General features: G+C 60.5%; 23 protein-coding genes. 9 read left to right on the top strand and 14 right to left on the bottom strand.

Annotated elements, in window-relative coordinates; translation table 11 throughout:
* Positions 1-138: 138 nt before the first annotated feature.
* The 3 genes from ACJ8PL_RS15575 (at position 139) to ACJ8PL_RS15585 (ending at position 2449) form a co-directional block, all read left to right on the top strand.
* Positions 139-909 carry a basic amino acid ABC transporter substrate-binding protein gene (locus ACJ8PL_RS15575; RefSeq protein ID WP_015376687.1) on the top strand — a complete coding sequence of 257 codons (771 nt, stop codon included), beginning with the start codon at positions 139-141 and terminating at the stop codon, positions 907-909.
* Between the two features lie 114 nt (positions 910-1023).
* Positions 1024-1743: an amino acid ABC transporter permease gene (locus tag ACJ8PL_RS15580; protein WP_042706788.1), complete on the top strand. Its 720-nt coding sequence runs from the start codon at positions 1024-1026 to the stop codon at positions 1741-1743.
* A complete protein-coding gene (locus ACJ8PL_RS15585) occupies positions 1727-2449 on the top strand; it encodes an amino acid ABC transporter ATP-binding protein (protein WP_016929046.1) in 723 nt (240 codons plus the stop codon). The genes ACJ8PL_RS15580 and ACJ8PL_RS15585 overlap by 17 nt, the downstream gene beginning before the upstream one ends.
* Before the next feature lie 52 nt (positions 2450-2501).
* Here ACJ8PL_RS15585 and ACJ8PL_RS15590 read toward each other — a convergent pair whose 3' ends face one another.
* The 5 genes from ACJ8PL_RS15590 to cysG all read right to left on the bottom strand — a co-directional run bounded on the left by ACJ8PL_RS15590 (position 2502) and on the right by cysG (position 7341).
* Positions 2502-2828, bottom strand: coding sequence for a DUF3561 family protein (locus ACJ8PL_RS15590; RefSeq protein ID WP_016929047.1), 327 nt, complete (start codon positions 2826-2828; stop codon positions 2502-2504).
* Positions 2829-2912: 84 nt separating this feature from the next.
* The gene (cysC, locus tag ACJ8PL_RS15595; RefSeq protein WP_079450100.1) at positions 2913-3602 is read right to left on the bottom strand and encodes an adenylyl-sulfate kinase; all 690 of its coding nucleotides are present in this window, start codon (positions 3600-3602) and stop codon (positions 2913-2915) included.
* Positions 3541-4968: a sulfate adenylyltransferase subunit CysN gene (gene cysN / locus ACJ8PL_RS15600; RefSeq protein WP_016929049.1), complete on the bottom strand. Its 1428-nt coding sequence runs from the start codon at positions 4966-4968 to the stop codon at positions 3541-3543. The genes cysC and cysN overlap by 62 nt, the downstream gene beginning before the upstream one ends.
* 11 nt (positions 4969-4979) lie before the next feature.
* Positions 4980-5888, bottom strand: coding sequence for a sulfate adenylyltransferase subunit CysD (cysD, locus tag ACJ8PL_RS15605; protein WP_110146701.1), 909 nt, complete (start codon positions 5886-5888; stop codon positions 4980-4982).
* 22 nt (positions 5889-5910) lie between these two features.
* The gene (gene cysG, locus ACJ8PL_RS15610; RefSeq protein ID WP_016929050.1) at positions 5911-7341 is read right to left on the bottom strand and encodes a siroheme synthase CysG; all 1431 of its coding nucleotides are present in this window, start codon (positions 7339-7341) and stop codon (positions 5911-5913) included.
* Between the two features lie 260 nt (positions 7342-7601).
* On the opposite strand from cysG, the gene ACJ8PL_RS15615 reads away from it, so the two are divergent.
* Positions 7602-8672 carry an aminopeptidase gene (locus ACJ8PL_RS15615; RefSeq protein ID WP_442531266.1) on the top strand — a complete coding sequence of 357 codons (1071 nt, stop codon included), beginning with the start codon at positions 7602-7604 and terminating at the stop codon, positions 8670-8672.
* Positions 8673-8727: 55 nt separating this feature from the next.
* Here ACJ8PL_RS15615 and ACJ8PL_RS15620 read toward each other — a convergent pair whose 3' ends face one another.
* Genes ACJ8PL_RS15620 through cysJ form a run of 3 tightly spaced genes read right to left on the bottom strand, consistent with a single transcriptional unit; the run spans position 8728 to position 13040 of the window.
* Entirely contained in the window at positions 8728-9462 is a 735-nt protein-coding gene (locus tag ACJ8PL_RS15620) for a phosphoadenylyl-sulfate reductase (RefSeq protein ID WP_016929052.1), read from the bottom strand.
* Between the two features lie 60 nt (positions 9463-9522).
* Positions 9523-11238, bottom strand: coding sequence for an assimilatory sulfite reductase (NADPH) hemoprotein subunit (gene cysI / locus ACJ8PL_RS15625; RefSeq protein ID WP_016929053.1), 1716 nt, complete (start codon positions 11236-11238; stop codon positions 9523-9525).
* The gene (cysJ, locus tag ACJ8PL_RS15630; RefSeq protein WP_079450099.1) at positions 11238-13040 is read right to left on the bottom strand and encodes an NADPH-dependent assimilatory sulfite reductase flavoprotein subunit; all 1803 of its coding nucleotides are present in this window, start codon (positions 13038-13040) and stop codon (positions 11238-11240) included. Before cysJ ends, cysI begins: the two co-directional genes overlap by 1 nt.
* Positions 13041-13476: 436 nt before the next feature.
* Here cysJ and queD point away from each other — a divergent pair, with 436 nt between their 5' ends.
* Positions 13477-13836, top strand: coding sequence for a 6-carboxytetrahydropterin synthase QueD (gene queD, locus ACJ8PL_RS15635; RefSeq protein ID WP_004932638.1), 360 nt, complete (start codon positions 13477-13479; stop codon positions 13834-13836).
* Positions 13837-13862: 26 nt separating this feature from the next.
* On the opposite strand, the gene ACJ8PL_RS15640 is transcribed toward queD, so the two are convergent.
* Positions 13863-14372: a GNAT family N-acetyltransferase gene (locus ACJ8PL_RS15640; RefSeq protein ID WP_162883488.1), complete on the bottom strand. Its 510-nt coding sequence runs from the start codon at positions 14370-14372 to the stop codon at positions 13863-13865.
* A gap of 43 nt (positions 14373-14415) precedes the next feature.
* The gene (queE, locus tag ACJ8PL_RS15645; protein WP_004932641.1) at positions 14416-15087 is read right to left on the bottom strand and encodes a 7-carboxy-7-deazaguanine synthase QueE; all 672 of its coding nucleotides are present in this window, start codon (positions 15085-15087) and stop codon (positions 14416-14418) included.
* A gap of 327 nt (positions 15088-15414) precedes the next feature.
* Between queE and ACJ8PL_RS15650 the strand changes: the two genes are divergently transcribed.
* From ACJ8PL_RS15650 to ACJ8PL_RS15665, 4 genes are all read left to right on the top strand, one after another.
* Entirely contained in the window at positions 15415-16755 is a 1341-nt protein-coding gene (locus ACJ8PL_RS15650) for an MFS transporter (protein WP_016929055.1), read from the top strand.
* A gap of 375 nt (positions 16756-17130) precedes the next feature.
* Positions 17131-18822 carry a urocanate hydratase gene (hutU, locus tag ACJ8PL_RS15655; RefSeq protein WP_025159649.1) on the top strand — a complete coding sequence of 564 codons (1692 nt, stop codon included), beginning with the start codon at positions 17131-17133 and terminating at the stop codon, positions 18820-18822.
* The gene (gene hutH / locus ACJ8PL_RS15660; RefSeq protein WP_016929057.1) at positions 18819-20354 is read left to right on the top strand and encodes a histidine ammonia-lyase; all 1536 of its coding nucleotides are present in this window, start codon (positions 18819-18821) and stop codon (positions 20352-20354) included. The genes hutU and hutH overlap by 4 nt, the downstream gene beginning before the upstream one ends.
* A 102-nt stretch (positions 20355-20456) precedes the next feature.
* A complete protein-coding gene (locus ACJ8PL_RS15665) occupies positions 20457-21851 on the top strand; it encodes an amino acid permease (RefSeq protein WP_028127847.1) in 1395 nt (464 codons plus the stop codon).
* A gap of 37 nt (positions 21852-21888) precedes the next feature.
* On the opposite strand, the gene ACJ8PL_RS15670 is transcribed toward ACJ8PL_RS15665, so the two are convergent.
* The 4 genes from ACJ8PL_RS15670 to eno all read right to left on the bottom strand — a co-directional run bounded on the left by ACJ8PL_RS15670 (position 21889) and on the right by eno (position 26301).
* Positions 21889-23085, bottom strand: a complete 1197-nt coding sequence (locus ACJ8PL_RS15670) for a methionine gamma-lyase (RefSeq protein WP_079450095.1) — start codon at positions 23083-23085, stop codon at positions 21889-21891.
* A 30-nt stretch (positions 23086-23115) separates the two neighbouring features.
* Positions 23116-23520, bottom strand: coding sequence for a hypothetical protein (locus tag ACJ8PL_RS15675; protein WP_016929060.1), 405 nt, complete (start codon positions 23518-23520; stop codon positions 23116-23118).
* Positions 23517-24707, bottom strand: a complete 1191-nt coding sequence (locus ACJ8PL_RS15680) for an NAD(P)/FAD-dependent oxidoreductase (RefSeq protein ID WP_048796401.1) — start codon at positions 24705-24707, stop codon at positions 23517-23519. Before ACJ8PL_RS15680 ends, ACJ8PL_RS15675 begins: the two co-directional genes overlap by 4 nt.
* Positions 24708-25005: 298 nt before the next feature.
* Positions 25006-26301 carry a phosphopyruvate hydratase gene (gene eno / locus ACJ8PL_RS15685; RefSeq protein ID WP_004932670.1) on the bottom strand — a complete coding sequence of 432 codons (1296 nt, stop codon included), beginning with the start codon at positions 26299-26301 and terminating at the stop codon, positions 25006-25008.
* Positions 26302-26348: the final 47 nt, after the last annotated feature.

A 26348-nucleotide genomic window follows, 5' to 3' on the forward strand; every position in this document is an offset into this window, starting at 1 on the left:
GCAAAAAGTGAATATTTAACACCATAGAGAGAATAATCCTCATGCAGCGGTTGCACTTTCATTCATTGAAGCTTATTTTTATGCACTCATAGTGCATAAATAATTCCAATATATAACCATTCATTATCGGGGATCGCGATGTTAAAACGTTTAGTTCTGATCGGCGCCTGCCTGGCCGCCACCTTCTCCATCGCCGCGTTGGCGGCTGAACCAACCTACGTCGTCGGCTCCGGCGGCACCTATCGGCCGTTCGAATTTGAAAACAGCCAAAAGCAGCTGGAAGGTTTCGACATCGACATCATCAAGGCGGTGGCCAAGGCTGAAGGCTTCCAAATCAAACTGATCAATACGCCGTGGGAAGGGATCTTCGCCACTCTGAACTCCGGCGATCGCGACATCATCATTTCCGGCATCACCATCACCGACAAGCGCAAGCAAATGGTTGATTTCTCAGCGCCTTACTTCCCGGCTGAGCAGGCTATCGTGGTGCCGCAAGACTCGACGGTGGACTCCATCGCCGCGCTGAAAGCGCTGAAGGTCGGCGTGGTAAACTCCAGCACCGGCGACATCGTGGTGTCCGACGCGCTGGGTAAAAACAGCACCGCCATCAAGCGCTTTGACAACACCCCGCTGATGCTGCAGGAGCTGTATGAAGACGGCATCGGCGCGGCGGTCGGCGACGTCGGCGTGGCCAAGTTCTATATCAAAACCCACCCTGAGAAAGCCTTCAAGCTGGTGCCCGACGCCAAGTTCGAGCGCCAATATTTCGGCATCGCCGTCGCCAAAGGCAACGATGAACTGCGCAACAAGATCAACGCCGGCCTGAAGAAAATCGTCGCCGACGGCACCTACGCCAAGATCTACCAAACCTGGTTCGACAGTAACGTACCGACGCTGCCGGCGGAATAATCCCCAGTCGCCGGCGCCCGCAAGAGCGTCGGCGCGCCACCGTTTCAGCCTACCAAGAAGGAATACCCCTTGAACTTCCGCTGGGAGATCATCCAGGAATACGCGCCGCTGTTTATGGAAGGCGCCTGGATGACCATCAAATGCACCATTATCTGCGTGCTGCTGGGCACCACCTGGGGCTTGATCCTCGGGCTGGGCCGTTTGGCGCAGGCGCCGCACGGCATCTGGAAACCCATCCTGCATTACGGCGTTCAGTGGCCGGTGCGCATCTACATCAGCGCCTTTCGCGGCACGCCGCTGTTCGTGCAGATCATGGTGGTGCACTTCGCGCTGGTGCCGCTGTTCATCAACCCGCGTGACGGTCTGCTGGTCACCAGCGGCCTGATGAGCGTCGATTTCGCTCGCGCGCTGCGCGCCGACTACGGCGCCTTTCTCTCCTGCGTGGTGGCGATCACGCTCAACGCCGGCGCCTATGTGTCGGAAATCTTCCGCGCCGGGATCCAGTCGATCGATCGCGGCCAGATGGAGGCATCGCGCTCGCTGGGCATGAGCTATGGCAAGACCATGCGTCAGGTGATCCTGCCGCAGGCTTTCCGCCGCATGCTGCCGCCGCTGGGCAACAACGCCATCGCCATCGTCAAGGATTCGTCGCTGGCCTCCGCCATCGGCCTGGCGGATCTGGCCTATGCCGCCCGCACCGTCTCCGGCGCCTACGCCACCTACTGGGAGCCCTATCTGACCATTTCGCTGGTCTATTGGGTCATCACCTTCCTGCTCTCGCTGCTGGTGCAGCACATGGAAAAGAGGTTCGGTAAAAGTGATTCGCGTACATAACCTGCAAAAACAGTTCGGCGAAAGCCATGTGCTGCGCGGCATTTCTTGCCAGATCGCCGCCAACGAAGTGGTGTGCGTCATCGGCCCTTCCGGCTCGGGAAAAAGCACCTTCCTGCGCTGCATCAATGCGCTGGAAACGCTCTCCGGCGGCGAGATCGAGGTGAACGGCTTCGCCGTCCACGATCAGAAAACCGACCTGAACAAAATGCGTGAAAGCGTGGGCATGGTGTTCCAGCGCTTCAACCTGTTCCCACACATGACGGTGTTGGAAAATATCATCATGGCGCCGGTGAGCGTGAAGAAACAGCCGCGCGCTGAAGCCATCGCACAAGCCGAGCAGCTGCTGCTCAAGGTTGGCCTGCTCGACAAGATCGACGCCTATCCCAACAGTCTGTCCGGCGGCCAGCAGCAGCGGGTGGCCATCGCCCGCGCGCTGGCGATGGAGCCGAAGATCATGTTGTTCGACGAACCGACCTCCGCGCTCGATCCTGAGCTGGTGGGCGAAGTGTTGGCGGTGATGAAATCACTGGCCCTCGAGGGCATGACCATGGTGGTGGTGACGCATGAGATGGGCTTTGCCCGCGAGGTGGCCGACCGGGTACTGTTTATCGATCAGGGGATCATTCAGGAAGAGGGGCAGCCGCAGCAGATCTTCAGTCACCCGTCCAATCCGCGCACTCAGGCATTTTTGAGCAAAGTTTTGTAACCTTCGGCACGGCTTTGCAATCCTGCGGGCGCCGGCATCGGCGCCCACTCTCTCACCACCCGGTCAGGAAGCTGAACACCAGCCAGAACAGGCACAGCACAACGGCGCCGGTCAGCAGCAGCGTCAAGATCAGACGGCCGCGCAGCAGCATGCTGAGAGTGATGCCGATCAGCACCGACAGCGGCATCAGCGCCAGAAAAAACGGCCAGGTATAGAGCAGGAAAAACAGCGTGTTGGAACCGTAAACCAGAAACGGCAACGCGAACGCCAGCCAGTAGAAAACAAAGCCGCTGACGCCGCCCAGGAAAGAATAAGAAGGCTCCTCTCTCTCCTGTTTTGACTGCTTGGAGTCGATCAAGATAGGCGTGACATTTTGCATAGTGATCCCTGGTTATTCGGCTCGCTCTGCGGCGGCTTAGAGTAAAAAGCGCATGGCGAAAAACGCCACACGCTTTTTTTGAATTCAGGGTTTGATAATAGCCTGACCACGCAACACGTCTAACAATTGCGCAATCAAATTTGTTACCAATTGTTGGCCGTCGAGGTGGATTTCCGGCTGCTGCGGCGCCTCATAAACCGCGTCGATACCGGTGAAATTGCGCAGCTCGCCGGCGCGCGCTTTCTTATACAATCCCTTCGGATCGCGCGCCTCACAGATCGCCAACGGCGTGTCGACGAACACCTCGATAAAGCGATCGTCGCCGAGCATCTCGCGCACCAGTTGCCGCTCGGCGCGGTGCGGCGAAATGAACGCGGTCAGCACCACCAGCCCGGCATCCACCATCAGTTTGGCCACTTCGCCCACCCGGCGGATGTTCTCGCGCCGATCCTCGTCGGAAAAACCGAGATCGCGGCACAAACCGTGGCGCACGTTATCGCCGTCCAGCAGATAGGTGCTGACGCCAAGCCCATGCAGCGCTTGCTCCAGCGCGCCGGCGACGGTGGATTTGCCCGAGCCGGACAGCCCGGTAAACCACAGCACCGCGCCGCGGTGGCCGTTGCGCGCTTCGCGATCCGCGCGCGTGACCGCGTGCGGATGCCAAACCACGTTCTCATCGTCCGGCCCGGTCGCCCTCAGTTCAGCGGCCACCTTATCGGCCACCGAGCAGATCGCGGGCGCCCCAGTGCGGGAAGTGCTTGCGCACCAGCGCATTCAGCTCCAGCTCGAAGGCGCTGAATTCTCCGCGCGCCGCCGATGCGGCCTGCAGCGTTTCACGCACCAGACCGGCGCCAACCGTCACGTTGCTCATGCGATCGATGAAGATCAGCCCGCCGGTGTCGTGATTGCTCTGATAGCTGTCCAGCACCAGCGGTTCGTCGAAGGTCAGCTCCACCAACCCGATGCCGTTGAGCGGCAACGTGTCAGCCGGATGCTGCGCCAGCGTGTTGATCTCCACCTGATGGCGGATGCTCTCCACACGGGCGCGGGTCTTTTTGCCGGCGATCTTGATGTCGTAGCTCTGGCCCGGCACCAGCGGCTGCTCGGCCATCCATACCACGTCCACCCGCGCGCTCTGCGCCGCCTGCAGGTTTTCGCCGGCGTCGACCAGCAAATCGCCGCGGCTGATGTCCACTTCATCTTTCAGCACCAGCGTAATCGCCTCGCCCGGCACCGCTTCTTGCAGATCGCCGTCAAAAGTCACGATGCGCGCCACGCTGGACTCCACGCCGGAAGGCAGCACTTTGATGCGTTGCCCCACCCGCACCACGCCGGCGGACAGCGTGCCGGCATAACCGCGAAAATCGAGGTTCGGGCGGTTGACGTACTGTACCGGGAAACGCAGCGGCTGGTTTTCTCGCTCGCTGATCACATCAACGCTCTCCAGCACTTCCAGCAGCGTCGGGCCGCTGTACCACGGCATATGGGCGCTTTCGCTCGCCACGTTGTCGCCGTCCAGCGCCGACAACGGCACGAACTTGATGTCCAGATCGCCAGGCAACTGCTGGGCGAAGGTCAGGTAATCCTGTTTGAACTGCTCGAACACCGCTTCCTGATAGTCCACCAGATCCATTTTGTTTACCGCGACCACCAGATGGCGAATGCCCAGCAGGGTCGCGATAAAGCTGTGGCGGCGAGTCTGATCCAGCACCCCTTTGCGCGCGTCGATCAACAGGATCGCCAGATCGCAGGTCGAGGCGCCGGTGGCCATGTTGCGGGTGTACTGCTCATGCCCCGGAGTATCGGCAATGATAAATTTACGTTTTTCGGTCGAGAAATAGCGATAGGCCACGTCGATAGTGATGCCCTGCTCACGCTCGGCCTGCAGACCGTCCACCAGCAGCGCCAGGTCGAGCTTTTCGCCCTGAGTACCGATGCGTTTGCTGTCGCTGTGCAGCGTCGACAGCTGATCCTCGTAGATCTGGCGGGTATCGTGCAGCAGGCGGCCAATCAGGGTGCTTTTGCCGTCATCGACGCTGCCGCAGGTCAGAAAGCGCAGCAGGCTCTTGTGCTGCTGCGCGTGCAGGTAGGACTCGACGCCGCCCTGGTCAGCGATTTGTTGTGCAATTGCGTTGTTCATCCGGCGGCTCCTTAGAAATACCCTTGACGCTTTTTCAGCTCCATCGAGCCGGACTGATCGCGATCGATCATCCGCCCCTGGCGTTCGCTGGTGGTGGAGACCAGCATCTCTTCGATGATCTCCGGCAGGGTTTGCGCCTGCGAATCCACCGCGCCGGTAAGCGGCCAGCACCCCAGGGTGCGGAAACGCACCATGCGCTGGCTGATCACTTCACCCGGCTGCAGATCGATGCGATCGTCGTCCACCATCATCAGCATGCCGTCGCGCTCCACCACCGGGCGAGGTTTCGCCAGGTACAGCGGCACGATGTCGATCTTTTCCAGGAAGATATACTGCCAGATATCCAGCTCGGTCCAGTTCGACAGCGGGAACACGCGGATGCTCTCCCCTTTGTTGATCTGGCCGTTGTAGTTGTGCCACAGCTCCGGCCGCTGGTTTTTCGGATCCCAGCGGTGGAAGCGATCGCGGAACGAATAGATGCGCTCTTTGGCGCGCGATTTCTCCTCGTCGCGCCGCGCACCGCCGAAGGCAGCGTCGAAACCGTACTTGTTCAACGCCTGCTTCAGGCCCTCGGTTTTCATGATATCGGTATGCTTGGCGCTGCCGTGCACGAACGGGTTGATGCCCATCGCCACCCCTTCCGGGTTTTTATGCACCAGCAGCTCGAAGCCGTACTCCTTCGCGGTGCGATCGCGGAATTCGTACATTTCGCGGAACTTCCAGCCGGTATCGACATGCAGCAGCGGGAACGGCAGCATGCCGGGGAAGAACGCCTTGCGCGCCAAATGCAGCATCACGGAAGAGTCTTTGCCGATGGAATACAGCATCACCGGGTTGGCGAATTCAGCGGCGACTTCACGGATGATATGGATACTCTCCGCCTCCAATTGCCGCAAATGAGTGAGTCGTTTCTCGTCCATAACAGATCCTTAAAAGCCTTGCCTATGCCAAATTCACGACGGCCGGGCGCGCGGCCCCTTCCGTCTGCGATTGATGCCCGAACCAGGCGATTTGATGGTGCAGTTCCACCACTTCGCCAATCACCAGCAGCGCCGGCAGCGGCGCCCGTTGGGCCAGGTGTTCCAGGTGTTCCAGCGTGCCGATCTGCACCTGCTGATCGGCGCGCGTGCCGCGGCTGATCACCGCTACCGGCGTCGCGGCGTCGCGACCGTGGGCGATCAGACGTTGGCTGATGTCCGCCGCCTTCATAGTGCCCATGTAGATAGCCAGCGTCTGCCGCGCCCGGGCCAGATCGGCCCAGTCCAGACCATCGCCGTCCGGGCGGCAGTGGCCGGTGATAAAGGTCACGCTCTGCGCGTGATCGCGATGCGTCAGCGGAATGCCGGCGTAGGCGGTCGCCCCCGCGGCGGCCGTGACGCCCGGCACCACCTGGAACGGAATGCCGGCGGCGGCGGCCACCTGCAGCTCTTCGCCGCCGCGGCCAAAGATGAACGGATCGCCGCCCTTGAGGCGCACCACGCGTTTGCCCTGCTGCGCCAGCTCCACCAGCAGCCGGTTGGTCTCTTCCTGGATCACCGAGTGCGCGCCGGCGCGCTTGCCCACGCAGATGCGCTCGGCGTCGCGGCGCACCAGATCGAGGATCTCGCCGCTGACCAGATGGTCATACAGCACCACGTCCGCCTGCTGCATCACCTGCAGCCCGCGCAGGGTCAACAGCCCCACGTCGCCCGGCCCGGCGCCCACCAGGGCGATCTCGCCCTGTGCGCCTTCATCGCCTGCGGCGAAGCGGTGTAAATCCTGCTCCAGCTGCCGTTCCGCCTGCGCCGTCTGGCCGTTGGCCACCAGCGTGGCGAAACGGCCGCCGAAGGTTTTCTCCCAGAAACGGCGACGTTCGCCGATCGAAGCCAACCGCCGTTTGACCTGGCCGCGCCAACGGCCCGCCACCTGCGCCATCTGCCCCAAACTGGCGGGCAGCAACGCCTCCAGCTTTTCGCGCAGCAGTCGCGCCAGCACCGGCGCCTGGCCGCTGGACGACACCGCCACTACCAGCGGCGAGCGATCGATGATCGACGGGAAAATGAATGAGCAGCGCGGCTGATCGTCCACCACGTTAGCCAACACCCGGCGTTTGTCCGCCTCGGCGAACACCGCAGCGTTCAGCGCGTTGTCGTCCGTGGCGGCGATCGCCAGAAACACGTCGTCCAACTGCTGCGGATCAAAGCTTTTCCCCAGCCAGAGCACCTGCCCTTGCTGACGTTGTTGTTCCAGTTCCGGTGAGAGCGACTGCGCAACTATCCGTATTTCAGCCCCGGCGCGCTGAAGCAGATCGACTTTGCGCGCAGCCACGTCACCACCGCCAACGACCAGCACCGGGCGTTGTTTCAGGTCGGCGAATATTGGTAGATAGTCCACAACAGCCTTTTCATATAACAGAAAGATAGTGTGACTATACGGGCTGAGATTTAGCCTCTGAAATGACGAAAAGGAATGATTAGTTCCTTTATGGAATATAGGCCGCAACGCAGGAAGCAAACGGTAATACTCACGGCGGCGGTTTGCGCGTTCGTGCGAAATTAAGAGACAGGGAAATTGTGTAATGCCGCCCGGCGTCTCATACTGGGTGCCGAAGAAAAATGATCGGCAGCGCCGATAGCAAAGAAGGATTTTTCGGTATGTTTTCCCGTTTTTACCTGAAGACCAGCCTGCTGGCCCTCGCACTCGGCGGCGTCTTCAGCGTTTGTGCCGCACAGCCCGTAAAAGACGCGCCAATGGGCCGTTTCGCCGCCGAACAGACCCGCCACATCGCCACTTACTTCCCCGGCCGCATGGCGGGCAGCCCGGCAGAATTGCTCACCGCCGACTATCTGAAGCAGCAATTCAGCAAGATGGGTTACCAAAGCGACATTCGCAGCGTCAATACGCGCTATCTCTACACCAGCAAAGACGGCAAGAAGAACTGGAACAACGTCACCGCCAGCTCGGTGATCGCCGCCCGCAACGGCGACAGCCCAAAACAGATCGTGGTCGTCGCCCACTTCGACACCTATACGCCGCAGAGCGATGAGGATCTGGATAACAACCTCGGCGGCTTGACGCTGCAGGGCGTCGACGACAACGCCTCCGGCATCGGCGTGATGCTGGAACTGGCGGAACGCCTGAAGAACATTCCCACCGCCTACGGCCTGCGCTTCGTCGCCACCAGCGCCGAAGAGATCGGTTCACTGGGGGCGCAGAACTACCTGCAACGCATGAGCGCGGAAGAGAAAAGCAACACCGCGCTGGTGATCAACCTCGACAGCCTGATCACCGGCGATCGTCTGTATTTCAACGCCGGGCGCAACACGCCGCCGCAAATGGCGAAGCGTTCCCGCGATCGCGCGCTGGATATCGCCCACCGCTACGGCATCGCCGCCGCCACCAATCCGGGCAGCGCACAGCATCCGAAAGGCACCGGCTGCTGCTCCGATCAAGAGGTGTTCGACGCCGCTGGCATCCCGGTGCTGTCGGTGGAGGCCACCAACTGGTCGCTGGGCGACAAAGATGGCTACCAACAGCGCGCCGTCAGCCCGCACTTCCCGCAGGGCATCACCTGGCACCGTCCGCAGTATGACAATCTGCAGTATCTGGATCGCTACCTGCCGGGGCGGATCGACAAACGCAGCCGCGACAGCGTGCAGATCCTGCTGCCGCTGATCAAAGAGCTGGCGCAGGCGCACCCGCCGAAAGCGCAGAAGAAAAAGTAGCCCGCAAAAAAACAGGGCCCAGCATTGCTGAGCCCTGTCATGTTGATCGCGCCGTTTAGCCTTCGTGCAGGCCGCACTCGCGCTTCAGGCCGAAGAAACGCGTCTCTTCCTCGCTCATGCCCGGCTCCCACTTCTGGGTGGTGTGGGTATCGCCGACCGACAGGTAACCCTGCTCCCACAGCGGGTGATAACTCAGCCCGTGTTCGGTCAGATACTGGTAAATCTTGCGGTTGTCCCAGTCGATGATCGGCAGGATCTTGAACACCCCACGCTGCACCGCCAGTACCGGCAGATTGGCGCGGCTGCCTGACTGCTCGCGCCGCAGGCCGGCGAACCAGCTCTGCGCGCCCAGCGTCTCCAGCGCGCGGTTCATCGGCTCGACCTTATTGATCTGGTTGTATTTTTCAATCCCTTCCACGCCCTGCTCCCACAGCTTGCCATAGCGCGCCTCTTGCCAGGCGGGAGACTGCTCCGCGCGGAACACCTGCAGATTCAGCTTCAGTTGGTCGGTCAGTTGATCAATAAAGCGATAGGTTTCCGGGAACAGATAACCGGTGTCGGTCAGGATCACCGGGATATCCGGCCGGATACGCGTCACCAGGTGCAGGCATACCGCCGCCTGAATGCCGAAACTGGACGAGAGTACGAATTCGCCGGGCAGATGCTCCAGCGCCCATGCAACGCGCTGTTCGGCGCTGAGGGTCTCCAGTTGGCCATTGACCACCGCTAATGCCAGCGCCTGCCCGGATTTGGGCAACGCGTTCAGCGCCGCCAGATCGAATTCAGCCATGTTGTCTCTCCTGATACTTGAAATGACCTGTGCGGCCCCTCTGCCCAGGGGCCGCCGGCCTCACTCCCAAAAATCTCGCGCCGGATCCAGCACCGGTTTGACGATGCCCGCGCGAACGGTGAAGTCGCCGAAACCTTCGCCGGCGTTGCGCTCCTTCGCCCAGCGCCCCACCAGCAGATCGATCTCGCTCAGGATCTCATCTTCGTTGATGTTCTCGCGGTACATGCGCGGAATGCGCGTGCCTTCGCGGTTGCCGCCCAAATGCAGGTTATAGCGGCCGACCGCCTTGCCCACCAACCCCAGCTCCGCCAGTAGCGCGCGGCCACAGCCGTTCGGGCAGCCGGTGATGCGCAGCACGATATGCTCGTCACCCACCCCGTGCCGATGCATGATCCCTTCCACCTTGGTGACAAACTGCGGCAGGAAACGCTCGGCCTCCGCCATCGCCAGCGGGCAGGTCGGGAACGACACGCAGGCCATCGAGTTTTTGCGTTGCTCGCTGATCTCGTCGTCGATCAGGCCATGATCGCGCGCCAAGGCTTCGATCTTCGCTTTTTCGCTTTCCGGCACGCCGGCGATGATCACGTTTTGGTTCGCCGTCAGGCGGAAGTCGCCTTTATGGATCTTGGCGATCTCCGCCATACCGGTCTTCAGCGGACGCCCCGGATAGTCCAGCAGGCGGCCGTTCTCGATAAACAGCGTCAGGTGCCACTGATCGTCGATGCCCTTCACCCAACCGATGCGATCGCCGCGGCCGGTGAATTCATACGGCCGAATCGGCGCGAAGGTGATGCCGGCGCGCTTTTCCACTTCGGCGCGGAAAACGTCCACCCCGACGCGCTCCAGCGTGTATTTGGTTTTGGCGTTCTTGCGATCGGTGCGGTTGCCCCAGTCGCGCTGTGTGGTCACCACCGCTTCAGCCACCGCCAGCGTATGCTCGAGCGGAATGTAGCCGAACTCGCTGGCCTGACGCGCGTAGGTTTTCTTGTTGCCGTGCTCAATGGACAGCCCGCCGCCCACCAGCAGGTTGAAGCCCACCAGCTTGCCGTTTTCGGCGATCGCCACGAAGTTCATGTCGTTGGCGTGCAGATCGACGTCGTTCTGCGGCGGGATCACCACCGTGGTTTTGAATTTGCGCGGCAGGTAGGTCGGCCCCAGAATCGGCTCTTCGTCGGTAGTGGCCACCTTCTCCTGATCCAGCCACACCTCTGCGTAGGCGCGGGTGCGCGGCAGCAGGTGTTCGGAGATCTTCTTCGCCCACTCGTAGGCTTCCTGATGCAGCTCGGACTCCACCGGGTTGGAGGTGCACAGCACATTGCGGTTCACGTCGTTGGCGGTCGCCAGCGCGTCCAGCCCCAAGCGGTTCAGCAGCTGGTGCACCGGTTTGACGTTGCCTTTCAGAATGCCGTGAAACTGGAACGTTTGGCGGTTGGTGATGCGAATGCTGCCGTACAGCGTGCTCTCCTGCGCGAACTTGTCGATGCCCAGCCACTGCTGCGGGCTGATGATGCCGCCCGGCAGGCGACAACGCAGCATCATGGCGTGGCGCGGCTCCAGCTTCTGCTCGGCGCGTTCGGCGCGAATGTCGCGGTCATCTTGCTGGTACATGCCGTGAAAACGGATCAGCAGGAAGTTGTCGCCGTTGAAGCCGCCGGTCAGGCCGTCGTTCAAATCTTCGGCGATAGTGCCGCGCAGGAAGTTGCTTTCCTTCTTCATGCGCTCCGCATCGGCCAGTTTGCCTTCGACTACCAAAGGCCCGGGGTGTTTATCACTCATCAGTAAACATCTCGCTGATAACGGCGCTCAAGGCGCAGCTCACTTAAAAATTCATCCGCCTGCTCGGTATCCATGCCACCGTGCTCGGCCACCAGTTCCAGTAATGTGTTTTCCACGTCTTTCGCCATGCGATTGGCATCGCCGCAGACGTAAATGTGCGCGCCTTCCTGAATCCAGCGCCACACTTCCGCGCCCTGTTCGCGCAGTTTGTCTTGTACGTATATTTTATGTTGCTGGTCGCGGGACCAGGCCAGATCGATGCGGGTCAGCAGGCCGTCTTTCACGTAGCGCTGCCATTCAACTTGGTACAGGAAATCTTCGGTAAAGTGCGGGTTGCCGAAAAACAGCCAGTTTTTGCCGCCGGCGCCGTCGGCGTCGCGCTGCTGCATAAAGGCGCGGAACGGCGCGATGCCGGTGCCCGGGCCGATCATGATCACCGGCGTTTCCGGGTTGGCCGGCAGACGGAAGTTGTCGTTGTGCTCGATAAACACCCGCACGTCGCCGTCTTCCTCCAGGCGATCCGCCAGGAAGCCGGAGGCGCCGCCGCTGCGGGCGCGCCCGTCGATGTCGTAACGCACCACGCCCACGGTGATGTGCACTTCGCTTTCGTTCTCCGCCTGCGAAGAGGCGATGGAGTACAGGCGCGGCGTCAGCGGACGCAGCAGACCGATCAGCTGTTCGGCGCTCAGATCCGCCGGCGCCTGGCGCACCATGTCGACGATCGGCGTGTTATGCGCGTAATGCTGCAGCGCGGCTTTATCCGCCAGCAGGCCGATCAGCGTTTCGTCGCGCGACAGCGCGGCGTATTTATCGACGATCGGCGTGGTGTTCTGCGTCAGCTCGAAATGGCTGCGCAGCGCCTGCGCCAGCGGCAGGGTCTGCCCTTCCACCTCGACCGGCTCGTCGCCTTTCAGCCACAACAGCTGCACCAGTTCGTCCACCAGCGCCGGATCGTTGTCGAACCATACGCCGAGCGCATCGCCCGGCTGATAGCGCAGGCCGGAGTTGCCCAGATCGATCTCGATATGGCGCACGTCTTTATCCGACGCGCGGCCGGTAATTTTCTGCTTGACCGCCAGTTGGGCGGTGAGCGGTTGTTCCTTGCTGTACGGACTGCTGTCGATCAGGTCAACCGCGCCGCTGGCCAACACGCCCGGCGCGGCGCTTTCCGCCGGCGCGCGCGCCTTCAGCACCGACACCACCTGTTTGCGCCAGGCGGCGGCCAGCTCCTGGTACTCCACGTCGGCATCCACGCGCTCCACCAGGCGCTCGGCACCCAGCTCGGCCAGCTTGCCGTCGAAATCTTTACCTGACTGGCAGAAATTCTCATAAGAGGTGTCGCCCAGCCCGAACACTGCAAACGCGGTGTCATTGAGCTTCGGCGCCTTCTTCGAAAACAGGAATTTATGCAGCGCCACCGCTTCTTCCGCCGGCTCGCCTTCCCCTTGCGTGGAGGCGACGATCACCAGCAGGCGCTCTTGAGCTATCTGCTTGAACTTGTAGTCGCCGGCGTTGATCAGCGTGGCGCTCAGATTGGCGGCCAGCAGATCGTCGCGCAGCTGCTCCGCCAGGCGGCGCGCATTGCCGGTCTGCGAAGCGGAAATGATAGTGATGCCGGCGGCAGCCGCAGGGGCGACAGGCGCCATGGCCACGGCTCCGGGCTGTTGATTGACCATGCCCCAAAAATAACCGGACAGCCACGCCAGCTGCGTCGGCGAATAGTCGCCGATCGTCGCCTGCAGGCGTGCCAGCTGTTCGGGCGTCAGCGGGAGCAAAGATGTTGGAGGAGCCTGAGTCGTCATTGCTGTACTTATTTCCTATACTTAGCGCCTTTCCTGCCAGGCGCGCGCCAGTGCCAGTCGCTGTCTCTTCGCTGCGTCGGGTGTGCGGAAAAGATCAGGAGAGTTTGTAAGGTTACCGAGCAGAATAGCAACGATTAAATAAGGGATAGCAATAAATCATAACCAAAATGACTAAGCTGTTTTTCTGGTAAGGGATAACGCTTAAACCGTTAAACAAAGTTTTTTATCCAGATGAAATTAAAGCGCTTTTTTTCATCATTTTTTCACCGTTCAACATTTCGACTCATAACCCCAGCCGATAGGTGCCGCAAACACCAAACAAAAAAAGTGTTAACCGGGCGCGGTTACCGCGGCAGTAGACCATAACGGTATAAATGGCAAGCAGACGCGCTTTCCGGTACTATGCGGCGGTTTTTGAGTCAATGAGGCCGTAATAATGGCAACCACGCTGTTTAAAGATTTTCAGTTTGAAGCCGCACACCGCTTGCCGCACGTGCCGGAGGGCCATAAATGCGGCCGTCTGCATGGGCATTCGTTTATGGTGCGTCTGGAAGTGACCGGTGAAGTGGATCCCCACACCGGTTGGGTGATGGATTTCGCCGAGCTCAAGGCTGTGTTTTCCCCGATCTGGGAACGGCTGGATCACCATTATCTGAACGATATTCCAGGATTGGAAAATCCCACCAGCGAAGTGCTCGCCGCCTGGATTTGGCAGCAGCTCAAGCCCCAGTTACCGGAACTGACTGCGGTGATGGTGAAAGAGACCTGTACGGCGGGATGCGTATATAAAGGTTGATGCCGTGAGGGTATGTGCAGATACCCTCACACTACCTCGCCTTGCAGATCCAGACGCCGCGCCGCCCAGGGCCTTTCCGACAGGCTCAGCGCCATTCCCCCTCGATAGACGAACGTTTTGCTCTCGCCATCCTCAATGAACGCCGTCTCGTTTTCCATCGCCCGATAGCCGGCGCCGGTATAGTACTTTTCGCTTACCGCAAACAGTATGGAATACGCGATCCCTTTACTGCGCAAATAGTCATGCGCCTTCACCAGCATGTTTGCGGCCACGCCGCGGCGCCGATGCGTGTGTGCCACGGCCACCAGCCCGATGATGCCGATCACCTCGGCCTCACCGTCAATCAACACCGGCCGCTCATGCACCGCCAGTTGTCCGACGATCGCCTCGCCTTCCGTGGCGGTCACCAGGCAAGCCGGCACCTGCCGCCGATAAAATCCGTCGGTTATCTCGGGGAAAGCGTCGGACAACAGCGAGCGAATCGACCGCAATTCCGCTTCCGTCACCGCCTCGAATGCACGCGATATAATTTTCACCGTAACTCCCGTCCCGTTCGAAGGCCTGCGGCCAATAAAAAACTCAGGCGATGTTCAGATACTTGTGGGTCTGCATCGACAGCCGCCAATTGCGCGCGATACAGGTTTCAATACACAGACGGGTCGCCTCTTCTTTCTGGCTGATCGGCTGCAGCGCGATAATGCGCGCCTTGTCATCCTGCAACGTCGCCAGCAGCGCATCCAGCGCCTCGATGTCGCGCTCGCGCGCCACCGGATGCTTCACCTCGTCGGCGCGCCGCAGCGCCTGATCCAACACCTTCATGCCGCCGCGCATATTCACCTTGGGCGAAACCGTCACCCAGGTGTTGGCGGAACAGCGAATTTCGTGGGTGCCGCTGGTTTCAATCTGGCAACGGTAGCCGTGCTGTTCGAACAGCTCGGTCAGCGGCGCCAGATCGTAAATGCAGGGTTCGCCGCCGGTGATCACCACATGGCGCGCGGTGTAGCCTTGTTGGCGCATCACCGCCAACAACTGCTCGGCGCTGGCATTGCCCCAGGCGTCGCTCTCTTCTGTTTTGACCAGGATCCGTTGCAGGTCTACTTCCCGATGGGCTTCCTTTTCCCAGGTATGTTTGGTGTCGCACCAGCTGCACCCTACCGGGCAGCCCTGCAGGCGGATGAAAATGGCCGGCACGCCGGTGAAAAAGCCTTCGCCCTGCAAGGTTTGGAACATCTCGTTGATCGGGTACTGCATCGGTTTCTCAATCTGGAAAAGTAAAAAACGATTATCGCAGATTCCGGCTCGGCGACCAAACGGCCAAAATTGTATTAAATTTTTTCCTCCGCGCCGCCGCCAGCATATCTCACCGCCAATGGCGTTCATTTAATTTGTTAACCGGTATTAGGCCTTTCATCCGCGGTGCAACCTGCTCCACAGAAAACAACACGAAGTTAACAAATAAGATAATTATATTTGACATAAAGCGCCGACGCGCAGATGTATATACAAGCAAACACAAGCCGAGCATCAGTTTCGGCCACATACTATTCATCACGACTACATCTGCGTTTAGAGGGTGCCATGACTCATTCCACCAGCGAGTTAAACATTCAACAGGCCATCGACGACAGCAAGTTTTCGCTGTTTCACTGGACACTGATCGTTCTCGGATTCCTGATCCTCGCCATCGACGGTTTCGATACCGCCGCCATGGGCTATATCGCCCCCTCGGTCGCCAAAGACTGGGGCATCGTGAAGCAGGATCTGGGGCCGGTGCTGAGCGCCGCGCTGCTGGGGCTGTCGCTCGGCGCGCTGATAGCCGGGCCAATCTCCGACCGCATCGGCCGCAAGCGCGTGCTGGTGTTTTCCTGCCTGTTCTTCGGCCTGTCGAGCCTGGCCACCGCCTACGCCGGTTCGCTCAACAGCCTGACGCTGTGGCGCTTCCTCACCGGTCTCGGGCTGGGGGCGGCGATGCCCAACGCCATTACCTTGATCTCCGAATACGCGCCGCAGCGCTGCCGTTCGCTGGCGATCAATACCATGTATTGCGGCTTTCCGCTGGGCGCGGCCGGCGGCGGCGCCATTTCATCGTGGCTGATCCCGAGCTACGGCTGGCACAGCGTGCTGTTGCTCGGCGCCATTGCGCCGCTGGCGTTGACGGTTTTGCTGATCCTGCTGCTGCCGGAATCGGTCAAATATATGGTCAACCGCGGGCAGGATGCGGCGAAGATCAAACGCATCGCGCAACGCTTCGTCAGCCAGAGCCTCGACGGCGTGACGCGTTTTTACCTGTACGAAGAGAAGCTGACGCAGGCCAAGACCAGCGTCGGCCTGCTGTTCAGCCGCCCTTACCTGCTCGGCACGCTGATGCTGTGGGTGACCTACTTCATGGGGCTGGTGATCTATTACGTGCTGCTGAGCTGGATGCCAATCCTGATGCAGGGGCTGGGCTATCAGCTGGAACAGTCGGCGATGCTCACCTCGCTGTTCACCTTCGGCGGCACGCTGGGCATCCTGGTGGCCGGCTGGCTGATGGACCGCTGGAATGCGCACAAAGTGGTCTCGAGTGGCTTTGTCGTCACCGCCCTGCTGATCGTGGCGATGGCCACCGAAGACAAGCAGATCGTGCTGCTGGGCGCCTTCATCTTCCTGATGGGCGTCACCATGAACGGCGCGCAGTCCGGGCTGCAAACGCTGGCGGCCACCTTCTACCCGACCCACAGCCGCGCCACCGGCATCGCCTGGATGCAGGGCATCGGCCGCTTCGGCGGCGTCGCCGGCACCATGATGGGCGCCCAACTGCTGGCGATGCAGTGGGAAGTGCAGAGCATCCTGATGTTCCTGTGCGTACCGGCGCTGATCGCCGCCATCGCCACGGTGTGCAAGATGAGCCGCAAGCCGATGCTGCAACCGGCCGCCTGAGCCTGGCAAGCCCGCCCACGGCGGGCTTTCTTCCCGCGGTGATAGGGCTTGTTTATCCTCCGCCGCCAACTGTAATCAGTCTGTAAAAATATTGTGACTAGCCGCCCAAAAATGAGTCAATTTTAATTCATTTTTGCCGAACAGCTCACTTTTCTCCGGCTTTTCGCACATGAAGCCGGTGATAAAAAATCGCATATCAACCTGATATAAAAAGAAAATAACTTTTTCTTATGCCACTTTTCAGCGGCAACTGGTCAGTGTTGCATATGCTTGTACATACAAGTATATGTTAATAAGCCCTACGCATTGTTATGCCGTGGTACTCATCCCCACCGCGGCATGGAATCTGCACCGATACTGTTTGAGGAAAATGCTGTGACTACAAATAACAAAGTTCGCAATGTCGATGTACGCGCGCCACGCGGCACACAATTAAACGCAAAAAGCTGGCTGACCGAAGCGCCGTTACGCATGCTGATGAACAACCTCGATCCTGAAGTTGCGGAGAACCCACATGAGCTGGTGGTGTACGGCGGCATCGGCCGCGCCGCGCGCGACTGGGATTGCTACGACAAGATCGTCGAAACCCTGAAAACGCTGGAAGAGGACGAAACCCTGCTGGTGCAGTCCGGCAAGCCGGTCGGCGTATTCAAAACCCACAGCAACGCGCCGCGCGTGCTGATCGCCAACTCCAACCTGGTGCCGCACTGGGCGACCTGGGAACACTTCAACGAACTGGACGCCAAAGGCCTGGCCATGTACGGCCAGATGACCGCCGGCAGCTGGATCTACATCGGCAGCCAGGGCATCGTTCAGGGCACCTATGAGACCTTCGTCGAAGCGGGCCGCCAGCATTACGACGGCAGCCTGCAGGGGCGCTGGGTGCTGACCGCCGGCCTGGGCGGCATGGGCGGCGCGCAGCCGCTGGCCGCCACGCTGGCGGGCGCCTGCTCGCTGAACATCGAATGTCAGCAGAGCCGCATCGATTTCCGTCTGAAAACCCGCTACGTCGATGAGCAGGCCAAAGATCTGGACGACGCGCTGGCCCGCATCAAAAAATACACCTCAGAAGGCAAAGCCATCTCCATCGCCCTGTGCGGCAACGCGGCGGAAATCCTGCCTGAGCTGGTGCGCCGCGGCGTGCGCCCGGACATGGTCACCGATCAGACCAGCGCCCACGATCCGCTGAACGGCTATCTGCCGAAAGGCTGGAGCTGGGAAGAGTATCGCCAGCGCGCCCAGACCGAGCCGGCCAAGGTGGTCGCCGCCGCCAAGCAGTCGATGGCCGATCACGTCAAAGCCATGCTGGCGTTCCAGCAGATGGGCGTGCCGACCTTCGACTACGGCAACAACATTCGCCAGATGGCGAAAGAAACCGGCGTCGACAATGCCTTCGACTTCCCGGGCTTCGTGCCGGCCTACATCCGTCCGCTGTTCTGCCGCGGCATCGGGCCGTTCCGCTGGGCGGCGCTGTCCGGCGATCCGCAGGACATCTACAAAACCGACGCCATGGTGAAAGAGCTGATCCCGGATGACGAACACCTGCACCGCTGGCTGGACATGGCGCGCGAGCGCATCAGCTTCCAGGGCCTGCCGGCGCGCATCTGCTGGGTTGGCCTCGGCCAGCGCGCCAAGCTGGGTCTGGCGTTCAACGAGATGGTTCGCCGCGGCGAACTGTCCGCCCCGATCGTCATCGGCCGCGACCACCTGGATTCCGGCTCCGTTTCCAGCCCGAACCGTGAAACCGAAGCGATGAAAGACGGTTCCGATGCGGTTTCCGACTGGCCGCTGCTGAACGCCCTGCTGAACACCGCCAGCGGCGCCACCTGGGTTTCCCTGCACCACGGCGGCGGCGTCGGCATGGGCTTCTCCCAACACTCCGGCATGGTGATCGTCTGCGACGGCACCGACGAAGCCGCCGAGCGCATCGCCCGCGTGCTGCACAATGACCCGGCTACCGGGGTCATGCGTCACGCCGACGCCGGTTACGATATCGCTATCGACTGCGCCCGCGAGCAAGGCCTGAACCTGCCGATGGTTGCCGCGACCCAAGGAGAAAAAGCATGAAAGCGCTGACTATTCGCCCGGGCAAACTGACGCTGGCCCAGCTACGCGACGTGTATCAACACCCGGTGACGCTGACGCTGGACGACAACGCCTATGCCCCAATCCAGCGAAGCGTGGCCTGCGTGGAACGCATCGTTGAAGAAAACCGCACCACATACGGCATCAACACCGGGTTTGGCCTGCTGGCTTCGACGCGCATCGCCCGCGACGATCTGGAAAATCTGCAGCGCTCGATCGTGCTGTCACACGCCGCCGGCGTGGGCGAGCCGACCGACGACAATCTGGTGCGCCTGATCATGGTGCTGAAGATCAACAGCCTGTCGCGCGGCTTCTCCGGCATTCGCCTGGAAGTTATCCAGGCGCTGATCGCGCTGGTCAACGCCGAAGTCTATCCGCATATCCCGCTGAAAGGCTCAGTCGGCGCCTCCGGCGATCTGGCGCCGCTGGCGCACATGAGCCTGGTGCTGCTGGGCGAAGGCCAAGCGCGCCATCAGGGCCAATGGCTGCCGGCAACCGAAGCGCTGGCCAAAGCCGGCCTGAAACCGCTGACGCTGGCGGCGAAAGAGGGCCTGGCATTGCTGAACGGCACCCAAGTCTCCGCCGCCTTCGCGCTGCGCGGCCTGTTCGACGCGGAAGACCTGTTCGCCGCCGCGACCGTGGCGGGCAGCCTGACGGTGGAAGCGGCGCTGGGCTCCCGCAGCCCGTTCGATGCGCGCATCCACGAGGTGCGTGGCCAGCGCGGCCAGATCGACGCCGCCCTCGCCTACCGCCACCTGCTCGGCGCGCGCAGCGAAGTCTCCGACTCGCACCGCAACTGTGAAAAAGTGCAGGATCCTTACTCCCTGCGCTGCCAGCCGCAGGTAATGGGCGCCTGCCTGACGCAGATCCGTCAGGCCGCCGAGGTGCTGGAGATCGAAGCCAACGCCGTCTCCGATAACCCGCTGGTGTTCGCCGAGCAGGGTGACGTGCTGTCAGGTGGCAACTTCCACGCCGAACCGGTGGCGATGGCCGCCGATAACCTGGCGCTGGCATTCGCCGAAATCGGTTCGCTGTCCGAGCGCCGCATCTCGCTGATGATGGACAAACACATGTCGCAGCTGCCACCGTTCCTGGTGGAGAACGGCGGCGTGAACTCCGGCTTCATGATCGCTCAGGTCACCGCCGCGGCGCTGGCCAGCGAAAACAAAGCGCTGGCGCATCCATCGAGCGTCGACAGCATTCCGACCTCCGCCAACCAGGAGGACCACGTTTCCATGGCGCCGGCCGCCGGCCGCCGTCTGTGGAGCATGGCGGACAACGTGCGCGGCATTCTGGCGGTCGAGTGGCTGGCCGCCTGCCAGGGCCTGGATTTCCGCAACGGCCTGAAGACCTCGGAAGGTCTGGAGCAGGCGCGCCGTCTGCTGCGCGAGCATGTCAGTTTCTACGACAAGGATCGTTTCTTCGCCCCCGACATTGAAGCCGCCAGCCAGCTATTGGCGGCCGGTCACCTGACATCGCTGCTGCCTGCGGCGCTGCTGCCTAGCCAGGCATAATCATTACACACTGAATCACGCAGTTTGTTCTGCCCCGCCGGGTGCGTTCCACCCGGCGCGGGCAGCGCGTGCCTGTTCGGCAAACACTTAACGGGAAGCAACATGCGTAACGAAACGACACAACTCAGACGCGGACTAAACGCGCGGCATATCCGTTTCATGGCTCTCGGCTCGGCGATCGGCACCGGCCTGTTCTACGGCTCCGCCGGCGCCATCCAGCTGGCCGGCCCGGCGGTGCTGCTGGCCTACCTGGTGGGCGGCGCGGCGGTATTCATGGTGATGCGCGCGCTGGGTGAAATGGCGGTGCATCAGCCGGTTTCCGGCTCGTTCGGCCACTACGCCAGCCACTATCTCGGCCCGCTGGCCGGGTTCCTCACCGGCTGGACCTACACCTTTGAAATGGTGATCGTCGCCCTGGCGGACGTCACCGCCTTCGGCATCTATATGGGGCTGTGGTTCCCGGACGTCGCCCAGTGGGTCTGGGTGCTCAGCATCATCCTGTTTATCGGCGCGCTCAACCTGTGCAGCGTCAAGGTTTTCGGCGAGCTGGAGTTCTGGCTGTCGCTGGTCAAGGTCGCCGCCATCGTGGCGATGATCGTCGGCGGTGCGGCGGTGATGCTGTTCGGTTTCGGGCAAGCCCAGCACGCCACCGGCATCAGCAACCTGTGGCAGCACGGCGGCTTTATGCCTAACGGCATTGGCGGCGTGGTCGCGTCATTAGCGGTAGTGATGTTCGCCTTCGGCGGCATCGAGATCATCGGCATCACCGCCAGCGAGGCGAAAGACCCCGCCAAAGTGCTGCCGAAGGCGATCAACGCCGTGCCGGTGCGCATCCTGCTGTTTTACGTGCTGACGCTGACGGTGCTGATGGCGATCTATCCGTGGAACAGCATCGGCCAGAACGGCAGCCCGTTCGTTGAGATCTTCAGCAACCTCGGCATCAGCTCCGCCGCCAACGTGCTGAACGTGGTGGTGATCACCGCGGCCATTTCGGCCATCAACAGCGACATCTTCGGCGCCGGCCGCATGATGTACGGCATGGCGCAGGACGGCCAGGCGCCGCGCAGCTTCACCAAGCTGACCGCCAGCGGCGTGCCGTGGATGACGGTGCTGGTCATGTCAATCGCCCTGCTGCTGGCGGTGGTGCTCAACTACCTGATCCCGGAGAAGGTCTTCATGATCATCGCCTCGATCGCCACCTTCGCCACCGTCTGGGTGTGGCTGATGATCCTGCTGTCGCAGATCGTCATGCGCCGCACGCTGTCGCCGGAAGAAACGCGTCAGTTGAGCTTCCCGGTGCCGTGGTGGCCGGTGGCGCCGGCATTGGCGACCGCCTTTATGGCGTTCGTCATCGGCCTGCTCGGCTACTTCGAAGAGAGCCGCATCGCGCTGTACGTCGGGCTGGTGTGGATCGCGTTCCTCACCGCGGCTTACTGGCTGTGGGTGCGCAAAAAAGGCGGCGGTTCGCCGGTGACCACCGCGACGCAACAGATGTAACGCTCGCTTCGGCCAAAACCCGCTGCGGCGGGTTTTTTTATTGCGCCTGCGCCAGCGCCTGCAGGATATCCGCCTGCAGATCGTCAAACGCCTCCAGCCCGGCGGACAGCCGCACCAGCCCCTCGCTGATGTGGTGCCGTTTCCGCTCTTCCGGCGTGTAGGCCGAGTGCGTCATGCTGGCCGGGTGTTGCGCCAGGCTTTCGCAATCGCCCAGGCTGACCGCGCGCAAGATGAGCTGCAGCGCATTGAGGAAGCGAATGCCCGCACGCATTCCGCCCCGCAGTTCAAACGCCAGCATGCCGCCGGGGCGCGCCATTTGCCGCCGTGCCAACGCATGCTGCGGGAAGTTCGCCAGGCCGGGGTAATACACCCGCTCGATCGCCGGATGCTCCGTCAGCATCTCCGCCAGGCGCTGCGCGTTATCGCAATGACGATCCATGCGCAGCGGCAAGGTTTTCATCCCGCGCAGCACCAGCGCGGCATCCTGCGCCGACAGTACCGCCCCGTTCATGTCCTTTAGCCCCTCCAGACGGATCGCCTCGGCCAACGCCTGACGCGTCACCGCTATCCCGGCCAGGAGATCGCCGTGCCCGCCGAGGTACTTGGTCGCCGAGTGCACCACGATATCGGCGCCTAACGCCAGAGGCCGCTGCAGATAGGGCGTACAGTAGGTGTTGTCCACCAGCAGCAACGCTTGATGCCGATGGGCGATCTCCGCCACGGCGGCGATATCGATCAAGCGCATGTTGGGATTGGCCGGCGTTTCGCAATACACCAGCCGGGTATGCGGCCCCATGGCCGACGCCAGCCGCTCCGGCCGGGTCAGGTCAACGTGGGTTATCTTGACGCCAAAGCGCGCCAGACCATGATGAAAATAGCTGAAGGTGCAACCATAGACGGTTTCATCGACAATCAGCTCATCACCCGGTCTGAGCAGCGTCCAACAACACGCGGTGATCGCCCCCATACCGGAAGCGAACGCCACCGCCGCCTCCCCCTCCTCCAGGTTGGCGATGCGTTGCTCGAGCAGGTTTAACGTCGGGTTGGCGATGCGCGAATAAAAGTACCCCGGCTCGGTGCCGGCAAAGCAGGCGCCGCCGTATTCCGCCGTGGGAAAAGCAAACGTAGAGCTCATAAACACCGGTGGAGACAGTGCCCCCTGATACCGCTGAGGATCGTAGCCGTAATGAATAGCCCGGGTGGCAAAGTCGTGGCCAACTGCTGTAGCGGACATAACACAACTCCTTACCTGAGTGGGTGAAGCTTAATTCGACGATTCATCTGGAAGGGCTGACGGCAACGCGCTGTCTCGCGCGCGCTTGCCGATGATTTGTAAAGTACGCAGCAGCAACGTTAACCCCAGCAGGGTATCCGGCTGCTTCAGCAAGGCGTACAGCGCGCGAAAACTGGCCGGCGGAGGATTCAACTGCAGCTCGCTGTGCGCCATCTGCAGCGCCGTTCCGCCTTCCCAGCCGAGGGTCACCAAACCTTCAAAGACGCCGGCCAGTTTCTCCACCAGCGCGTTGTCGGCAATATCCACCACGTCCGACAACAGCGACAACAGATCGACCACGTTATCCAACCGGCCGCCCGACAGCAGCGGCTGCAGTTTCTCGAGCAACGCCGCCAATGATTGCAGGTCCGCCGCATGCACCGTGCTTTCCGTCATATCAGCCCCCTTACCGTGGCCCAGTAAAGGCCGCGGTTAAACCCATTGCGCAGCATGCCGCCCACCTTGGTGGCGGGCGTCGGCAGCACGTCGTGACGGTAGTCGTACACCAGCGGCATGCCGGCATTCAGCCCCATTTGCGCAACCGCCTGCACCTTGCCGTCATAATGGCTCACTGTGTGGCCCAGCCGCATTTCCGCCACGATGTTGTCGGCAATGACCGGCGCCTGATTATGGCAAGAGCCGCCGGCCTTGCTGACCGGCAAATCCACGGTATCGCCTATGACATACACGCCCTGCTGGCCGTAGACCTGCAGCGTTTGATGATCGGTCGGCAGCCAGCCTTCACCGTTTTGACTCTCGCTCAACCCGGTATTGCGCACCGCCTCGACTGCGCGAATCGGCGGCGTCGCCATCAGAATGTCGAACGGCTGCTCTTCCCCCTCAGCGGAATAGGCGACGTTACGCTGGGCGTCTACCCGGCTGAGGGTAAACCCTCGCTGGTGGCGAATGTCGCGCGCGGCAAAAATGGCGGGCAGCGCTTCACCGGTCGGGCGCTGTAAAAACAGGCAGTTACGCAAGAGTTGAGAAATGGTCGGATAGGTGTACACAATCTCCACCGCCTTGCGCACGCCGCGCCGCCGCAGGTAGTCATCCAGCATCAGGGTGGTTTCGATCGGTGCGATGCCGCACTGATGGGGCACATTGGGCGTTTCAGGGAAGGACACGGTGATGAAAATGCGGCCTTTCTCGATCGTCGCCAATTTATGCGCTAACCGCCTGGCGGCCTGATACTGGTAAAAATGATCGCCCGCCTGCGCCAATCCTTCGATGCGCTCTGGCCAAGGTACGCAGCCGGTGGCGAAAACCAGAAAATCATAGGAATAAAATTTACCGCTTTGCGTAGCTATGCTTCGCTGTTTTAAATCGAAAGATTCCGCCTTATCAATAATAAACTGTATTTCGGGCCGCAATAAACTCCGCTGTGAGCGCGTGAGCTCTTGCTTGAAAAAAGTATTGAACGCCACATACATAAACGCCGGCTTGTAATAATGCAGCGGTGAATCCGATATCATTAATAACTCGACTTTATTATTAATAATTTCCCGGTGCAATTTTGCGGCCAATAAATTAGCCAGGATAGTGCCGCCGGTTCCGCCGCCGACAATGATGATTCGCTGTCGCATCAAGCCCTCGCTCAACCGGCCAGCAAGCCGGCAGTATTAAGGTATGGTGATGATGAAGGTCTACGGCAGAACGGCGAAAAATAAACTGCCTTATTGGCAGTCTAGTAACGAATAGTTATAAAGCAAATAAAATGGGAATATAAAATAAACGCATTTACTATCTTTAATGAAATTATCGGGTTAAACAAAACCACGCTTTCAATGAAAAACTTATTATTAAACTGACAATCATCACGAATTTAAAACATAAAAAAACCCGCCGCAGCGGGTTTTTATTTAGCAACCGAATCGGTCGAACTTATTGGCCTTTAACTTCTTTCAGGCCGTTGAACGGCGCACGGTCACCCAGCGCTTCTTCGATACGGATCAGTTGGTTGTACTTGGCAACGCGGTCAGAACGGCTCATGGAACCGGTTTTGATCTGGCCAGCCGCAGTCCCTACCGCCAGGTCGGCGATGGTCGCGTCTTCGGTTTCACCGGAACGGTGAGAGATCACCGCGGTGTAACCGGCGTCTTTCGCCATCTTGATAGCTGCCAGGGTTTCGGTCAGAGAACCGATCTGGTTGAACTTGATCAGGATGGAGTTAGCGATGCCTTTCTCGATGCCTTCTTTCAGGATCTTGGTGTTGGTTACGAACAGATCGTCACCCACCAGCTGGATTTTGTCGCCCAGCACTTTGGTCTGGTAAGCGAAGCCTGCCCAGTCGGATTCATCCAGGCCATCTTCGATAGACACGATTGGGTACTGTTTGGTCAGCTCTTCCAGGAAGTGAGTGAACTCTTCGGAAGTGAAGGCCTTGTTGCCTTCGCCGGCCAGCACGTATTTACCGTCTTTGTAGAACTCGGAAGCCGCGCAGTCCATCGCCAGAGTGACGTCTTTGCCCAGCTCGTAGCCCGCCGCTTTTACCGCTTCAGCGATAACCGCCAGCGCTTCGGCGTTGGAACCCAGGTTTGGCGCGTAGCCGCCTTCGTCGCCCACGGCGGTGTTCATGCCTTTGGCTTTCAGAACTTTCGCCAGGTGGTGGAACACTTCGGAACCGATGCGCACCGCTTCTTTCAGGGTTTTCGCGCCAACCGGCTGAATCATGAATTCCTGAATGTCGACGTTGTTGTCAGCGTGCTCGCCGCCGTTGATGATGTTCATCATCGGCAGTGGCATGGAGAATTTGCCTGGGGTGCCGTTCAGTTCAGCGATGTGCTCGTACAGCGGCATGCCTTTAGAGGCTGCGGCTGCTTTCGCTGCTGCCAGGGAAACCGCCAGAATGGCGTTGGCGCCGAAGTTGGATTTGTTCTCGGTGCCGTCCAGCTCGATCATGATCTTGTCGATGTTCGCCTGGTCTTTGGCATCTTTACCCAGTACTGCCTGAGCAATCGGACCGTTTACTGCGGCAACGGCTTTCAGTACGCCTTTACCCAGGAAACGAGACTTGTCACCGTCACGCAGTTCCAGCGCTTCGCGGGAACCGGTAGAAGCACCTGACGGCGCAGCAGCCAGGCCTACGAAACCGCCTTCCAGATGAACTTCGGCTTCAACAGTCGGGTTACCGCGGGAGTCGATGATTTCACGACCGATGACTTTAACGATTTTGGACATTAGGTTTTCCTCAGTACAAGTTAAACTAAAACTCCAGACAAACAGCG

The sequence above is a fragment of the Serratia sp. CY83965 genome (assembly GCF_052166375.1).
In the GTDB taxonomy this organism is placed as follows: domain Bacteria; phylum Pseudomonadota; class Gammaproteobacteria; order Enterobacterales; family Enterobacteriaceae; genus Serratia; species Serratia marcescens.

Excerpts from the sequence above, each read along its gene's own strand:
- ACJ8PL_RS15650 (WP_016929055.1), top strand. The coding sequence starts at position 15,415 with ATGACTCATTCCACCAGCGAGTTAAACATTCAACAGGCCATCGACGAC.
- ACJ8PL_RS15680 (WP_048796401.1), bottom strand. The coding sequence starts at position 24,707 with ATGCGACAGCGAATCATCATTGTCGGCGGCGGAACCGGCGGCACTATC.
- eno (WP_004932670.1), bottom strand. The coding sequence starts at position 26,301 with ATGTCCAAAATCGTTAAAGTCATCGGTCGTGAAATCATCGACTCCCGC.
- ACJ8PL_RS15590 (WP_016929047.1), bottom strand. The coding sequence starts at position 2,828 with ATGCAAAATGTCACGCCTATCTTGATCGACTCCAAGCAGTCAAAACAG.
- ACJ8PL_RS15665 (WP_028127847.1), top strand. The coding sequence starts at position 20,457 with ATGCGTAACGAAACGACACAACTCAGACGCGGACTAAACGCGCGGCAT.
- ACJ8PL_RS15670 (WP_079450095.1), bottom strand. The coding sequence starts at position 23,085 with ATGTCCGCTACAGCAGTTGGCCACGACTTTGCCACCCGGGCTATTCAT.
- cysN (WP_016929049.1), bottom strand. The coding sequence starts at position 4,968 with ATGAACAACGCAATTGCACAACAAATCGCTGACCAGGGCGGCGTCGAG.
- cysI (WP_016929053.1), bottom strand. The coding sequence starts at position 11,238 with ATGAGTGATAAACACCCCGGGCCTTTGGTAGTCGAAGGCAAACTGGCC.
- hutH (WP_016929057.1), top strand. The coding sequence starts at position 18,819 with ATGAAAGCGCTGACTATTCGCCCGGGCAAACTGACGCTGGCCCAGCTA.
- queE (WP_004932641.1), bottom strand. The coding sequence starts at position 15,087 with ATGCAGTACCCGATCAACGAGATGTTCCAAACCTTGCAGGGCGAAGGC.
- ACJ8PL_RS15575 (WP_015376687.1), top strand. The coding sequence starts at position 139 with ATGTTAAAACGTTTAGTTCTGATCGGCGCCTGCCTGGCCGCCACCTTC.
- ACJ8PL_RS15580 (WP_042706788.1), top strand. The coding sequence starts at position 1,024 with ATGGAAGGCGCCTGGATGACCATCAAATGCACCATTATCTGCGTGCTG.
- queD (WP_004932638.1), top strand. The coding sequence starts at position 13,477 with ATGGCAACCACGCTGTTTAAAGATTTTCAGTTTGAAGCCGCACACCGC.
- cysJ (WP_079450099.1), bottom strand. The coding sequence starts at position 13,040 with ATGACGACTCAGGCTCCTCCAACATCTTTGCTCCCGCTGACGCCCGAA.
- cysD (WP_110146701.1), bottom strand. The coding sequence starts at position 5,888 with ATGGACGAGAAACGACTCACTCATTTGCGGCAATTGGAGGCGGAGAGT.
- ACJ8PL_RS15675 (WP_016929060.1), bottom strand. The coding sequence starts at position 23,520 with ATGACGGAAAGCACGGTGCATGCGGCGGACCTGCAATCATTGGCGGCG.
- ACJ8PL_RS15620 (WP_016929052.1), bottom strand. The coding sequence starts at position 9,462 with ATGGCTGAATTCGATCTGGCGGCGCTGAACGCGTTGCCCAAATCCGGG.
- cysC (WP_079450100.1), bottom strand. The coding sequence starts at position 3,602 with ATGCGCTGGTGCGCAAGCACTTCCCGCACTGGGGCGCCCGCGATCTGC.
- ACJ8PL_RS15615 (WP_442531266.1), top strand. The coding sequence starts at position 7,602 with ATGTTTTCCCGTTTTTACCTGAAGACCAGCCTGCTGGCCCTCGCACTC.